General features: G+C 66.6%; 9 protein-coding genes. 1 reads left to right on the forward strand and 8 read right to left on the reverse strand.

The genetic code is table 11. The features are described 5' to 3' along the window. From R5W23_RS30565 to amt, 7 genes are all read right to left on the reverse strand, one after another. The gene (locus R5W23_RS30565) at positions 1-816 is read right to left on the reverse strand and encodes a CheR family methyltransferase (protein ID WP_320689653.1); all 816 of its coding nucleotides are present in this window, start codon (positions 814-816) and stop codon (positions 1-3) included. Continuing rightward, positions 813-1,901, reverse strand: coding sequence for a protein-glutamate methylesterase/protein-glutamine glutaminase (locus R5W23_RS30570; RefSeq protein WP_320689654.1), 1,089 nt, complete (start codon positions 1,899-1,901; stop codon positions 813-815). Before R5W23_RS30570 ends, R5W23_RS30565 begins: the two co-directional genes overlap by 4 nt. A 501-nt stretch (positions 1,902-2,402) precedes the next feature. After that, on the reverse strand, positions 2,403-3,686 hold the full coding sequence (locus R5W23_RS30575) for a methyl-accepting chemotaxis protein (protein ID WP_320689655.1): 1,284 nt from the start codon (positions 3,684-3,686) through the stop codon (positions 2,403-2,405). Further along, positions 3,686-4,141 (reverse strand): chemotaxis protein CheW, encoded by a 456-nt coding sequence (locus R5W23_RS30580; protein WP_320689656.1) that lies wholly within the window; start codon positions 4,139-4,141, stop codon positions 3,686-3,688. The genes R5W23_RS30575 and R5W23_RS30580 overlap by 1 nt, the downstream gene beginning before the upstream one ends. After that, a complete protein-coding gene (locus R5W23_RS30585) occupies positions 4,138-6,282 on the reverse strand; it encodes a chemotaxis protein CheA (RefSeq protein WP_320689657.1) in 2,145 nt (714 codons plus the stop codon). Before R5W23_RS30585 ends, R5W23_RS30580 begins: the two co-directional genes overlap by 4 nt. A gap of 233 nt (positions 6,283-6,515) precedes the next feature. Then, positions 6,516-6,869 carry a P-II family nitrogen regulator gene (locus R5W23_RS30590; protein ID WP_261187466.1) on the reverse strand — a complete coding sequence of 118 codons (354 nt, stop codon included), beginning with the start codon at positions 6,867-6,869 and terminating at the stop codon, positions 6,516-6,518. A 108-nt stretch (positions 6,870-6,977) separates the two neighbouring features. Then, the gene (amt, locus tag R5W23_RS30595) at positions 6,978-9,488 is read right to left on the reverse strand and encodes an ammonium transporter (protein ID WP_320689658.1); all 2,511 of its coding nucleotides are present in this window, start codon (positions 9,486-9,488) and stop codon (positions 6,978-6,980) included. A gap of 490 nt (positions 9,489-9,978) precedes the next feature. Here amt and R5W23_RS30600 point away from each other — a divergent pair, with 490 nt between their 5' ends. Beyond that, positions 9,979-11,283 (forward strand): porin, encoded by a 1,305-nt coding sequence (locus R5W23_RS30600; RefSeq protein ID WP_261187464.1) that lies wholly within the window; start codon positions 9,979-9,981, stop codon positions 11,281-11,283. 62 nt (positions 11,284-11,345) lie between these two features. On the opposite strand, the gene R5W23_RS30605 is transcribed toward R5W23_RS30600, so the two are convergent. Further along, complete coding sequence (locus R5W23_RS30605) at positions 11,346-11,672, reverse strand: antibiotic biosynthesis monooxygenase family protein (protein ID WP_320689659.1); 327 nt, start codon at positions 11,670-11,672, stop codon at positions 11,346-11,348. Positions 11,673-11,932: the final 260 nt, after the last annotated feature.

The following is an 11,932-nucleotide window of genomic DNA, read 5'->3' on the forward strand; positions in this document are numbered from 1 at the left end:
TCACTTTGCGATCTGATGGAACCCGCCCTTGAGGTGCTCGACGCGGGAGAACGGACTTCCCAGATTCAGTATCGTTTCGGTCGAGCCCAGAAGGAGGTACCCGTCCGGGCGCAGCACTCGGGCGATGCGGTTGAGAAGGGCTTTCTTCGTTTCGGAATCGAAGTAGATCATCACGTTCCGCAGGAACACGAGGTCCGTCGGCGGCAACAATGGCCACGGGCGCGCCAAGTTCAGCACGCGAAACTCGACGGCGCCGCGCACGCCGGCGCGCAACTGCCATTCAGCGCCGGTCGGCTCGAAGTACTCCGTCAGGAGTGCCGTCGGCAGCCCACGGCTCACCTCAACCTGGTTGTACCGTCCCTCTTGTGCTCGCGCAAGTACCTGCCCGGACAAGTCGGTGGCGAGCACGTTCACTTTCCAGCCGGTCAGCTCCGGGAAGTGCTGGCGCAGTAGCAGAACAAAGCTGTACGGCTCCTGTCCGGTGGAGCACGCGGCCGACCACACGTTCAGCGTGCGGGCCGCGGCGCGCCGGCTGATCAGGTCGGGAAGGACGGCGTCTCGGAGCACCTCGAACGGGGTCCGGTCGCGGAAGAACAGCGTTTCGGTGGTCACCATCGCTTCCACGACGCGGGTGCTCAGCGCGCCGTCTTGCGTGTCCCGTACTGCCGCAACCAGCTCGCCCGCCGACGCGAACTGAAGCTCGTTCGCGAGCGCCGCGAGGCGCGCTTCGGCGAGGTACTCTTTGCCCGGCTCCAGAACGACCGCGCTGCGGTCGCGGACCAGCCGGCACACGAACGCGAATTCGGCGGGTGTCATTTGGCCTCCGCGCGCCCGACGCGCGTCCGGCGGGCCAGATCTTGCGCCACGAGCGCGAGTGGCAGCACCTTGTCTGCCAACCCGGCGCGGGCCACGAACCCGGGCATCCCCCACACCACCGACGATTCCTCGTCCTGAACGACGACTTGGCCGCCGGCGGCCCGAATCGCTTGGCACCCGCGGTGCCCGTCTTGACCCATCCCGGTCAGCACGACCGCCAGCGCGTGCGGCCCGTAAGCGCGGGCCACCGAGCGGAACAGCACGTCCGCGGCCGGGCGGCACGAGTGTTCTGGCGCGTCCTTGCTGAGCACGAGGTGCCCGCCGGCCGGGCCGCGTTCGACCGCGAGATGGAAGTCGCCCGGCGCCACCCACACCCGCCCGGGCGCGAGCGGCTCGTTGTGGGTAGCTTCCGTGACCGGCAGTGGGCACCGCGCGGAGAGCCGTTCCGCGAGGAGCCGGGTGAACAGCGGCGGCATGTGCTGAACCACCAGCACCGGCACGAGCAGGTTTGCAGGCAACGCCGGGAGCACCTCGGCCAGCGCGTTCGGCCCGCCGGTCGAAGCCGCCACCGCGATGACATCCACGCGGGCGGGGGGAATCGACGGCACTGGCGGGCGCGTGAGAACCGTACCCGCTGGGGCCGCGGGCCGTGCGGGTGCCGGGGCGAGTTCTCGGACGCGGGCCGCGCAGAGGTTCTTGATCTCGGGGATCAGCTCCTCGCGCACCACGCGGAGCGAGTCCTCCAAGCTGTTCGTAGAGGGCTTGGCGAAGTACTCGCTCGCGCCTTGGGAGAGGGCTTCGAGGGTGGCGATCGCGCCGCGCTCGGTTAGCACACTGAACATGATGACCGGCAGCCGCGGGTGCCGCTTACGGATCTCGCGCAGGGCCTCCAGCCCGTCCATCTCGGGCATCTCGATGTCGAGCAGCACCACGTCCGGCCGGAGCCGGTCCAGCTTGACGAGCGCGGCCCTGCCGTTGGCCGCCGTGCCGACCACTTCGAGCTCCGGGTCTGCGCTCAACTCGTCGGCCACCGCACGGCGGAATACGGCGGCGTCGTCCACCACCAGGACACGAATCTTGGCCACGGTCACGGCCCCCCGCCGGTGTGAGGGGGGCAGAATTCGGTCGTTAGTGGGTGACGGGGCAGCGGCGTCACAACATCCTCGTCCCGGGATGACGTCCGGTCGGTACGGCTTCCGGATCGAACCGCGCCGGCGTTCGTCGGCGCGCGGTGCCAGTTTACTAGAACGGATTTCATGGCAGTGTGCGCCGGCGCGAAGGGAACGCACGCCGAAGCCCGCGGGACCGCGCTGACGTTGTGCCGCGGCGTGAGGATTCATGCCGCGCCGCGGCGAGAGACCCGAGGTCGTCGCCGCCTGCGCGGCCGGCGGTTCCACTGTGAATTGCCGATGGCCCGTGAGTTGGTGATCCGCTCGCACAACGGACAGGGGCGTGGGCCGCTCCGAGGGCCAGTGATACCAAATCCGATTGATTCGTAACCCTCTCCGGCGCTGGGCGTAATGCTTTACCTGGGCCACGCTCCGACCGGCAGTTACGGATCAATCGGATTTGGTATGAGTTCGGAATCACATCTTGAACTGTGCCACCAGCTTCTGAAGCCCTTGCGCGACGCGGGCCAGCTCGTCGGCTGCTAACTTGGTCTCGTTGGCCCCCTCGGTCGTGCTCCGGGCGGCCTGTGCGACGCCGGTGATGTTGAGCGCGATCTCGCTACCCCCGTGGGCCGCCTGCGCCACGTTGCGGCTCATCTCGCCCGTGGTAGCGGTCTGCTCCTCAACTGCCGTCGCGATACTGTTCTGGATGTCGTTGATTTGGTTGATGACCCGTCCGATCTGTCCGATCGCCTCGACGGCCCCCTTCGTGTCGCCCCGGATCGCTTCGATTTTACGGCCGATGTCTTCGGTCGCACGGGCCGTTTGCTTCGCCAGCTCTTTGACCTCGTTGGCGACCACCGCGAACCCCTTGCCCGCCTCCCCGGCCCGGGCGGCCTCGATGGTGGCGTTGAGCGCCAGCAGCTTGGTCTGCTGCGCGATCGAGGTGATTACGTTCACCACGTTGCCGATCTCGGCGCTGCTCTCGCCCAGCTTGGAAATGGTCGCGTTGGTCCGGTCCGCGACCTTAACCGCGGCGGTGGCGACTTTGGCTGCCTCGTTCGCGCTTTTGGCGATCTCCCGGATGCTCACCCCCATCTGCTCGGTGCCGGTGGCGATGGTGCTCAGGTGCTCGCTGACGTGCTCCGCGGCCCCCGAGGCGACGCTCGCCTGGGTCGCCGTCTCCTCCGCGTTGGCCGCCATCTGCTGGCTCACGTTGGTGAGCTGCTGCGACGCTTCGGTCAGCGCGCCGGCGTTGTGCGACACCTCCGCGATGAGGGTATGAACGGCCCGCTGGAACAGCACCCGCGCCGTCACGTCGGTGGTGAACTTCATGACGCGGTACGGCCGCCCGGAGGCGTCGAGGAGCGGCACGTACGCGCCGAACACCCATACCTCGCGCCCGCCCTTTCCGATCCGCTCGAACTCACCGGCCCGGTACTCGCCGCGCCGCAGTGCGGCCCACAGTTGCACGTACTCCGCCGACTGGCGGCCCGCGGGCGGCACGAACATGCTGTGGTGCCGCCCGACGACCTCGTCGAGTTCGTACCCCATCGATCGAAGGAAGTTGCCGTTGGCGGCGACGATCGTGCCGTCCAACTCGAACTCCGCGACCGCCTGCGCCCGATCAACGGCCGCGAGCTTGGCGGCGAGTTCCCGGGCGCCCGGCCCCGCGGCGGCACGGGCCGGGGCGGTTGCGGCGCGGGGCGGGGCGGCGGCACGGGGGGCGGACCGGGCGCGCTTTTTCGGTTCGGTGGCCATCAGTGGGGCTCCTCGTTCGGGCCGTGAGTCGGAAGGGTGACGGCGCGAGTCGTGTCGAGAACCAGTAACAACCGGCCGTCGAGCTTGTACACCCCGTGGACCAGTTCGCCCGCTGGGCCGCCGAGGGTGCCCGGCGGGCGCTCGAACGCGCCGGCGGGTGCGGTCAGGATGTCGCCGATTTCGTCCACCAAGAGGCTCACCGGGCCGTCGGCCGTGCCCACCACGACGTTCATCGGCGGGAGTCCGGCCGGGCGCTCGGGCAGCTCAAGCCGGCGTCGCAGGTCCAGCGCGGTGACGACTTTCCCGCGCAGGTTGATGAGCCCGCGCACCACCGGGTGGGCGAGCGGCACCGGTGCCATCGGCTGGTGCAAGAGCACCTCGTGGACGTGGTTCACATCGACGCCGAAGAGGTGGCCGGCCAGGAGGAACGTGCAGAGCTGTACCTCGTCGCTCATGACGCCCCTCCGCCGCTTCGGGGCACGGCCACGAAACCGGATGCGGCGCCGCGGGTCAGCGCGTCCACGTCGAGAACCTCAGTAATCCGGCCGTCCACGACGGCGTTGAAGAGCACTCCCGGGCGGGTGGCGCGGGAGCGGACGGCCAGCTCGTCGTCAACGATGTCAACGATGCGGCCCACAACCACGCCCACCGGATCGGAAGGCCCGGCGAACACCACCACCGGCATGACGGCGGCGGGGGCCGGGCGTGGGCCGAGGTGGATCAGCGGCAGGACGGTGCCGCGGTACTGTACCAGATCCCGGCCGCCCACCGATTCGACCGCCGCGGCCGGCAGTTCCTCGATCCGCGCGACCCGCTCGGTGGGGGCTGCGAGCCGCGAGCCGTCCGGCGCGTCGAACAACAGAACCGACTGGCGCTGTTCTTGGGGGGCTTGTGGGGCCGGTTCATCTCGGGCGCGCTCTCGGGCACCCCGCAGCACATGAGCCCGCTGCGCCAAGCCGATCACGTCAAGAATCAGCGCCACCCGTCCGTCACCCATAATCGTGGCGCCCGAGAACACCCCGGTGCTTTTCAGTTGCGGCTGGAGCGGCTTGACCACGATCTCCTCGGTGTCGTGGATGTGCTCCACCACCAAGCCGAACCGGCGGTCGTCCGCCTGGAGCACAACGACGTTCAACTCGTCGCGGCCGGATTTGTGACCGACCCGCAGCTCGTGGGCGAGATCGACCAAGGGCAGCAGCGCACCACGGAGCCGGTACACCGGGGCGCCGTGAAGGGACTCGACCGCGTGCGCCAAGTGTGCGCCTTCCAGTCGCACCAGTTCTAACAGGTTCACTTGTGGGATCGCGTACCGATCGCCCGCGGCGGACACCACCAGCGCCGGGATGATCGCCATCGTCAGCGGGATTCGTAGCCGCACCGTCGTGCCGTGCCCGAGCCGGCTGTTGACCTCGACGAGCCCGCCGATCCGCTCGACGTGCGTGCGCACCACGTCCATCCCGACGCCGCGGCCGGAGAGGCGGGTGACCGCGCCGGCGGTGGATAGCCCGGGCAGGAAGATGAGGTCGAGCAACTCGGCGTCGCTCATCCGGGCCGCGTCCTCGGGCGCGACCGCCCGGGCCGCCAGGGCCTTGTCGCGCACCCGCGCCGGATCGATGCCGCCGCCGTCGTCGGTGATCTCGATGACCACCTTTCCGCTCTCTTGGTACGCGCGGAGGAGCAACTGCCCTTCCGCCGGCTTACTGCGCGCGGCACGCACCTCGGGCGGTTCGATCCCGTGATCGACGGCGTTACGGACCAGGTGCGTCAGCGGGTCCCGGACGGCCTCCACGATGGTGCGGTCGAGTTCGGTGTCGGTACCCTCCATGTCGAGCCGCACCTGCTTGCCGCACGCCGCCGCGAGGTCGCGAACGACGCGCGGCAACTTGGCCCACACGTTCGCGACCGGCTGCATCCGGGTCTTCATCACCCCCTGTTGCAGTTCGGTGGTGATCAGGTCGAGCCGCTGGACCGTGCCGGGGAACCCCGGGTCCTCGTGCGGCCCCGGCGACTGAACGAGTTGGTTCCGCGCCAGCACCAACTCGCCGACGAGCGTCATGAGGTGGTCGAGCAACTTCACGTCCACCCGCACGTTCGAGTCCGACACGGCGGACGTGCGGGGGGCGGCTACGTCCGCGGGGCGCGGCTTCGGGGGGGGCGCAGGTGCTCCGCTCGCCGAACTGGCGGGAGAGGGGGTGGGACCGGGGGCGGTGCGCCGGGGCGGCAGGAGCCGTTCGGCCGTCTGGATCGTTGCGGAAAAATCGCCTCCGCCCTCGCTCGTGCCCCCACTTGCTTCGAGTGCGGCGAGCACGTGACGCACCGCGTCGACGGTGCCGAGCAGAGCGGTGGCGATTTCGGGGGTGAATTCGAGGTCACCGGACCGCACGCGGCTGAGCACACTCTCGCCCGCGTGGCTCACGGCTTCCAGCTTCGTTAACCCGAGGAACCCCGCGCTGCCTTTCACCGTGTGGACCGTGCGGAACACCCGCGCGAGCGTTTCCCGGTCCCCGGGCTCGCGCTCCAGGGTGACGAGGTCACGGTCGAGTTGCGCGAGGCTCTCGTGGCTCTCAACCAGGAACTCGCGGACGATGTCGTTCACGGCCAGCCGACAGCGGGGAAGAGCACCCCGCGCGGGGCGCCGGAGCGTGATGACGGAATTCTGGATGGTCTAGGTGGGATGTGCAAGCGATGCGGGTAAGGCCGCGCGAACTTGATGGGTTCGCGCGGCCCTACAACTGCTCTTGACCGGCGCATTCGGAACGGCACGGTCGTAACGATGGATCTGTCGCCCCGAGGCCGTTGCCGGTTTTGAGGTCGGCGCCGGGCCGGCACTCATGGGCCGATGGCTTCGGAGCCGCGCTCGCCGGTGCGGATGCGGACGCAGTCTTCGAGCGGCAGCACGAAGATTTTGCCGTCGCCGATGGTGCCCGTGTCGCCGGTGCGGGCCGCGTGAACGATCGCCTCGACGGTCGCCTCGACGAACGCCTCGTTAACGGCGATCTCGAGCTTCAGTTTCGGGATCAGCCGGATCTGTACCTCGGTCGCGCGGTACACCTCGGTGTACCCGCGCTGCCGCCCGCACCCGCGGACATCACTGACGGTCATCAGGTACACGTCGCGCTCCGCGAGCGCTTTTTGCACGTCTTCGAGCTTTTCGGGGCGGATGATCGCAACAATAAGCTTCATGTGTGGATAGTTGTGTTTATGTGGGTGGAACCTGCGGTGGGGACGAGCGCGAGTGACGGGCCGGTGGCGGGCCACCTTGCTCCCTTTCACTCACGCTCGCACGCGCACTCACACTTTGGCCGCCGTGACCGTCTTTTTGGTGTGGCGGGTGAACAGTGAGGCGAGCCGCTTGGCGATCGCCTCGGGGCTCCCGTCGCGGCACCGGAACGTGGTGCCGCGAACGGTCGTGACGTGAGGGTACACCGCGATGAAGTCTTTGTCCGGGGCGCCGTCGGTCGGCTGGCACAGCCGCGACCACACCTCCATCAGTTCCTTCGCATCGACCCCGGCCACCTGCACCTCGAACCGGCCGTTGCCCCGCGGCGCGGACGCCGCGCGGGGCTCGGTGGAAGCCACCGTGACCGACTCCGTCGCGCCCGAGAAGTCGAACCCGACCTCACCGTGCTCGGTGCGGTCCAGGCCCTCGGCCTCGCTCCGCTCGCTGGTCTTGAAGTTGCCCAGCGTGATCGCCTGCGTGGCGATCACGAGCACTACGCTTAGCACGAACGCGAACACCGCCGAGACCACCGCGGCCTTGGTCTGGATAATGAGTTGCGACACGGCCGACTTGCCGTCCAGGTCCTGCTTATCGATGATCGGCTGGAGCGCCGTCTTTTCGGCTTCCAGCTTGGTCACTTCGTCGGCCTTCACGCCGGCCTCGTACTGAACTGCGGTGAGTTCGTCGTTCTTCTTCTGCCAGTTCTCTTTCGCCTTTGTGAACGCTTCGGCCTGGGCTTCCCGCTTGCCGGGCGTCGCTTCGTTGAACGCCTTCTCCGCCGCGTCCTTGGCATCGGTCAGGGGTTTAAGCTCGGGTTCCAGAGCGGCTTCCTTGTCCTTCGCGGCCTTCTCGGCGGCTTCCTTGGCCGCGATCGCGTCCTTGATGAGCTTCCCTTCGTCTTTCGTGAGCGCTTCATACCGGGCGCGGTGGACCGGGTAGGCGAGTAACCCGTCGGCGCTGCCGCTCTGAACGAGCTGCGAGCAGCACAGACCGGTCAGCACCGCACCGACGAACCCGCCGACCCCGTGGACGCCGAACGCGTCGAGCGAGTCGTCGTAACCGAGTACGTTCTTCAGCGCAACCGCGATGTAGCAAATCACCGCCGCTGCCACGCCGATCAGCGCCGCGCCCCACATGTACACGTACCCGCTTGCCGGCGTGACCGCCACCAACCCGGCGACGATGCCCGACGCCAGCCCCAGCGCCGTCGGCTTGCCCTTGTGGATCCACTCCACCAGCATCCAGGCGAGCCCCGCCGCCGCCGCCGCCGCCTGCGTCGCGGCGAACGCCGACACGGCAAGGGCGTCCCCGCGTACCGAGCTGCCGCCGTTGAACCCGAACCAACCGAACCACAGTAGCCCGGCGCCCAACAAGGTGAGCACCATGCTGTTCGGGTGCGCGATCTGCTTCGGGTAGCCGGCCCGCTTGCCGATCACGAGGCAGCACGCCAGCCCGGCCATACCCGCGGCGATGTGAACGACCGTGCCGCCGGCGAAGTCCAGCGCGCCCATCTTCCCCAGCAGTCCGATTGCGTTGGCACCTTGTTTCGCGGCCGGGAGCGTCTTGTCGAACCAGTCCCACGCCCACACCATGTGGGCCAGCGGGCAGTACACGAACGTGACCCACAGCAGCATGAAGAGGCAGAACGGCCAGAACCGGATGCGCTCGGCGATGGCGCCACTAATAAGGGCGGGGGTAATGATCGCGAACATGCCCTGGAACATGACGTGCAGGTAGACCGGGATGTCGTACCCCGGGAGCTTCGCGGTGGCGTCGATGCCTTTCAAGAGTACTAGATCCCAGCTCCAACCGATCAGTCCGCCGTCTGTTGCGCCGAGGGCACTGATCTTGAAGACCGACGGCCCGAACGCCAGTGCGTACCCGATGGTGACCCAGAACACGCCCACCACCGCCAGGGCCGCCATGCTGTGCATCATCGTGGCCAGCACGTTCTTGCGACGGACCATACCGCCGTAGAACAGCGCCAGCCCAGGCACCATCAGCAACACGAACGCACTGGAAACGAGCATCCACGCCGTATCACCGCGCTCCTTACCGGTGGTCGCTGCGGTGCCTGCGTCTGCGAACCCTTTCTCGGTCGCCTTTTTCAGATCTTCCGCTTCCTTTTTCAGGCCTTCGGCCGCTTTCTTACTCTCGTCCGCACCCTTCTCAATCGCGACGAGCTTCTCGGCTGTGGCCTTACCGTCACCACTCACGGCCTTGACCGCATTGACATCGGCGGTGAGTTTGGCGAGGTCGGCCTTCAAGCCTGCGGAGGTTTTGGTCGCCGCCGCGAGTTCCTTTTCGAGCGTCGCAATTTTTGTCGCGGCGGCCTTGGTGTCGGCCGTGCTGGTTTTCAGGTCGTCAATCGCCTTCTTGGTGGCGTCGAGTTCCTTTTCTGTTGCTTTCAGCGCCTTCTTCAGCTCTGTGATGGCTGTCTCGGTGTCATCAGTCTTTGCCTTGGTGGCCTTTTTATTCTCTTCTTGTGCGAACGCTCGCCCCGAGGTGGGTGCCCATGCACTGGGCAGCCAACAGCAACCCGCGAAGAGGAGGGACGCGAACAGGAGACGGCGAACTTGCATTACGCACCTTGGTTATGCACACCGCGGCGGGAAAGCGCCAGTTTCTCAGCACCGGCACTAACTGATAAACAGGAAGGAACAGGGGTGCCCAAAGGCAGACCTGGTGCCGCATTGTGGAAAAGCAGAAAAATGTTCGTAAGAGGCGAATTGATATGGTTTTGCGGCAGTTCGAACGCTTGCGACCTTGTGCCCTAACTTTAGGCTGTTGCTTGCTTTTTGTGCATCGCTGCCTGCTCTTTCAACTTTAGGCTTTAGCCCATCACTAGGGTTACCGCTAATCCTCACCGGAACAGCCGTTACAACCGGTACACGCTCAGAGCAATTTCTTTGCGACTAACCCCTTCCGCTGTCAGTTCCCGTTACTGTTGGTCGATTCGAAATCTCGCTGGAAGTTCGCGAATCAACCCGAACGACGGCTCAGGAAGGGCTGCCGCAAGGGGCAACCGGGAATGACTGACGCGAGCTTCGGTCCAGCCCAAGGAAGGATTACATGAACGCACTACTCTTGCTCACCGCGGCGTCGGTCGGCCAGCCGCCGATGACTCTACCCACCGCGCAGCCCGCGCCCATGCCGGCCACGCAGCCCATGACCGGTACGCCTCCCGCGACGAACGGCGGCGGTAACGGTAACGGTGACGCGAAGGAGGAAGAGAAGAAGGACGAGCCGGCTGCCCCGGAGCCTTACGCCCTCCAGCGGTTGCTCTCGACCACCCGGTTCGGGTCGTGGCTCGACGACAAGGGGATCAAGGTCGACGGGTGGATTCAGGGCAACTACACCGCCAGCACCGCGAACCGGAACAACCTGCCGATCACGTTCAACGATCGTGGAGACTTCTGGCAGTTCAACCAGAACTACTTCCGCGTCGCGAAAGAGGTGGACACGAGCAAGGACGAGTTCCAGCTCGGCTTCCGGACGGACTGGATCCTGCCGGGCTCAGACGCCCGGTTCTCGCTCGTCCGCGGGTTGTGGGACGATCAGCTCAAGCCGGCCGGGCGCAACGGCGCGCTGCCGAACTACCACCCGATCGACCTGTTCCAGGTGTACGCCGAGGCGTTCATGCCGAACCTCGGGCCGAAGGGTTCGACGGTCCGCGTCGGTCGGTTCGCCACGCACGTCGGTTACGAACTGGTCCAGGGAGCCGAGACCCCGTTCCTGAGCCGGTCGTACATGTTCCAGTACAACCCGTTCACCCACTCCGGCGTGTGGGCCATCACCCCGCTGAACGACACCTGGACCGTGTCGAACGGGTTCTCGGTGGGCACCGACAACTTCTTCGGCGACCCGACCAACCGGTTCACCTACCTGGGTCAGTTGAAGTGGGCGCCGAAGGACGGGAAGACCACCGCGGCGTTCAACGTCGTCCTGAACGATAACAACTACCAGACGAACCAAGCGTTCCCGCTGTACAACGTGTACAACGCCGTAATCACGCACAACCTGACCGACAAACTGACCTACGTGGCGGACGCGACGTTCTCGCACATGGACAACACCCCGCTGCCGGCGGGCGGGACCGGGTCCGCGACGTGGTACGGGGCGGCCCAGTACCTGATCTATAAGCACTGCGACAACCTCACCAGCAACCTGCGGGTGGAACTGTTCGAGGACACCAAGGGCGTGCGCACCGGGTTCAAGGGGCTGTACACCGACGTGGCGTACAACCTAGCGTACTCGCCGGTGCGGTCGCTGATCCTGCGGCCGGGCGTGCGGTACGACCACAACAACACGAGCCGCCCGTTCGAGGGCAAGTCGGACCTGTTCACCGCAACGATGGACGTGATCCTTCGTTATTAAGCGAGCGAATCGGACCGTCGCGACGGCCGGGGTTTTGCCCGGCCGTTTTCGTTTGTGTGCCTTCACGTTCCTGATTCGGTCGCAAAGTTCCGCGCCGCCTCGACGCGGCACACCCGCAGCGAAAACGACCGGTACCACTTCTCACGCCCGAACCGCTGGGCCAGCAGGTGCTCCGCGTGCCGGCCCCAGGCGGTCACATCGTCGCGGGTGGCCCAGTACGAAACGGTGATTCCGAACCCGTCGCCACCCCGCGCCGATTCGATCCCGAGGAACCCGGGCTGCTGGGCCGCGAGCGCTTCCATCCGTTCGGCCATTTCGCCGTAGCCGTCGCCGGGTTCGGCGCGGCGGTGCGAACTGAAAATCACCGCGAAGTAAGGTGGGTCGATCACGGTCACCTCGGGTACCGGGGAGTGTGGCAGTGTAAATTATGGTGATCTGGTCGAGACTATGGGCTCGGGAGTCGAAGGCAGACGCGACGAAATCGGTGCCGGCTGACCTCGACACGCCGGGACACGCACTAAACGTTGCGTTGAACGTCCACTCTTCAATGACGCTTCTGTCGTTCCAGGTTTGCAAGTTTGGAACTCGTTGCCGGCCGTACAGCCCGCCTGCATCAGCGCGCCGCTTTTCATCGTGACCGCACAAGTTC

Source organism: Gemmata algarum (assembly GCF_034097035.1).
Taxonomy (GTDB): Bacteria; Planctomycetota; Planctomycetia; order Gemmatales; family Gemmataceae; genus Gemmata; species Gemmata algarum.

Coding starts and splice junctions, on each gene's coding strand:
- amt (WP_320689658.1), bottom strand. CDS start 9,488: ATGCAAGTTCGCCGTCTCCTGTTCGCGTCCCTCCTCTTCGCGGGTTGC.
- R5W23_RS30580 (WP_320689656.1), bottom strand. CDS start 4,141: ATGAGCGACGAGGTACAGCTCTGCACGTTCCTCCTGGCCGGCCACCTC.
- R5W23_RS30600 (WP_261187464.1), top strand. CDS start 9,979: ATGAACGCACTACTCTTGCTCACCGCGGCGTCGGTCGGCCAGCCGCCG.
- R5W23_RS30590 (WP_261187466.1), bottom strand. CDS start 6,869: ATGAAGCTTATTGTTGCGATCATCCGCCCCGAAAAGCTCGAAGACGTG.
- R5W23_RS30575 (WP_320689655.1), bottom strand. CDS start 3,686: ATGGCCACCGAACCGAAAAAGCGCGCCCGGTCCGCCCCCCGTGCCGCC.
- R5W23_RS30565 (WP_320689653.1), bottom strand. CDS start 816: ATGACACCCGCCGAATTCGCGTTCGTGTGCCGGCTGGTCCGCGACCGC.